General features: G+C 58.8%; 3 protein-coding genes and 1 pseudogene. 3 read left to right on the forward strand and 1 reads right to left on the reverse strand.

Annotated elements, in window-relative coordinates; genetic code table 11:
• Positions 1-387: D-alanine--D-alanine ligase family protein (locus K3181_RS15495; protein ID WP_486659999.1), on the forward strand; the 387-nt coding region annotated here is incomplete at its 5' end.
• 15 nt (positions 388-402) lie between these two features.
• Here K3181_RS15495 and K3181_RS15500 read toward each other — a convergent pair.
• Positions 403-822, reverse strand: a complete 420-nt coding sequence (locus K3181_RS15500) for a response regulator (protein ID WP_345725523.1) — start codon at positions 820-822, stop codon at positions 403-405.
• Positions 823-943: 121 nt separating this feature from the next.
• On the opposite strand from K3181_RS15500, the gene K3181_RS15505 reads away from it, so the two are divergent.
• Complete coding sequence (locus K3181_RS15505) at positions 944-1,204, forward strand: hypothetical protein (protein WP_221604042.1); 261 nt, start codon at positions 944-946, stop codon at positions 1,202-1,204.
• 237 nt (positions 1,205-1,441) lie between these two features.
• Positions 1,442-1,758: pseudogene (locus tag K3181_RS15510) on the forward strand (TrkH family potassium uptake protein); the annotation flags it as partial.

Here is a 1,758-nt window from a genome sequence, read left to right on the forward strand (position 1 = left end):
GATGACGAGCCGATCGCGCTGCCGATGCTGTGGTACGAGCGCGAGGACACGCAGCGCCTGTGGACCTATTACGAGAAACGCGATCTCGTCGAAAACAAGGAAAAGGCCGCGCTCAAGCGGTTCGAAGATCCCGAGCTCGCGCCCAGGATCGAGGCGATGGCGAAGAAGGTAGCGCAGGAATTCGTGCCCTTCGACTACGGCCGCATCGAATTCCGCCTCGATCTCAAGACGGGCGATATAAATTTCATAGAAATCAATCTCAACTGCAATCTCTGGTCGGAAAAGGTCATGGCCAAGGCCGCTGCCCACGCGGGCTTCAGCCATGCCGACCTGATCGAGACGCTGCTTGCCGAAAGCTGGCGGCGCAACGGACTAATGCGAACCTGACAGAGTTGCGGTCAATCAGTCCCCCTGCCTTGATGATTGTTCCAGACCTGTCCGGACCGCCGCAAGCAAATCTCCGTCAGCGACAGGCTTGGCCAACATTACGCTTCGATTGATTCCGGCTTCACGCCAATCGCCCGCGCTATCTCCTGAAACGAAGACGATCGGTAGGTCTTCAAGCCGGGATCGGGCGTAGCGTGCCACATCCCAGCCGTCCGGACCGTCTCCCAGCCTGATATCCGTGAGCATAATCCCGATACTGTCTGCGTGCGTGTCGAGCAACGCCATTGCTTCGAATGCGTCACCCGCATCGAGCACCACAAAGCCCGTCGCTTCAAACATGTCGATGAGAGCGAGGCGGATCAGCGGTTCGTCCTCGACGATCAGGATTGTAGCATTGGGACTCAAACTATCACACCGGCTGAAGCGACCCAGCACGCCTGCAATAGGCTTGGCGAGCTTACTCCGTTCCCGCATTCTGAAATTTCGTTAAAGGTGTTGCACTTTGGCACAAAAGAGCAATTACCATCTCCTGACACCCATCGGCGGAAGGCGACCCATGCAAAGAGGACTGGATAATCTGGCCGCTCGCGCCCGAGAGGTCGCCGATCGAGCAACCGCTGCCAAAGACGGCAAGGCGACGAGCCGCGACGCGTTGCATAAGGCGATGATGGCATACCGAGCTGCAGCGGTGAAATACATCGCGCATCCCTCAGTGGGCGACTTCGTTCGGGCAGATGCCCTGCGGTACGAAGGAGAAACCCGCGAGGCTGTCGAGAAAATAGCTTCTCTGATCGATCAGCTTAACGATCTGGACTGATTGGTCCCAGGGCGCCGGTGGCCTGATGCGACCGGGGCAACAATAAGCCTCCGGCTAATGCCTTCCGCGGGAGCATCTTTCCTGAAAACCGGCAACAGCGGGATCGGTGCAGAATTCCAATGCTACGGTCCTTGACAGGCAGTGGTGCTGGCAGGTCACTGGCTCGATCAATCTCACCCTCCCACACAGAACGCACACAGGCTTGCGCTTGGCCGTGAGCAACGCCAAAGGCACCCGATGCGTGGTCTTCGCGATCCCATCCGCCTGATACCGGCGCTCTTCCTCTGCGCCATCGCACTGGGAACGCTTGTGCTGAGTCTCCCTTGGGCCACCACTGAAGGCATACGTGCCCCGTTTCTGACTGCCCTGTTCACAGCGACGTCGGCGGTCGCAGTGACCGGTCTTATCGTGGTCGATACACCGACCTATTGGTCGCCATTCGGGCAAGGAGCCATCCTGTTGATGTTTCAGTTGGGCGGCCTTGGGATAATGACGGCAGCCACGTTGCTGGGGCTGATGGCAGGAAGAGGCTTCGGCTTGCGCGACCGCATGGC

It is taken from the genome of Qipengyuania mesophila, assembly GCF_019711655.1.
Lineage (GTDB): Bacteria > Pseudomonadota > Alphaproteobacteria > Sphingomonadales > Sphingomonadaceae > Qipengyuania > Qipengyuania mesophila.

Coding starts and splice junctions, on each gene's coding strand:
- K3181_RS15505 (WP_221604042.1), top strand. CDS start 944: ATGCAAAGAGGACTGGATAATCTGGCCGCTCGCGCCCGAGAGGTCGCC.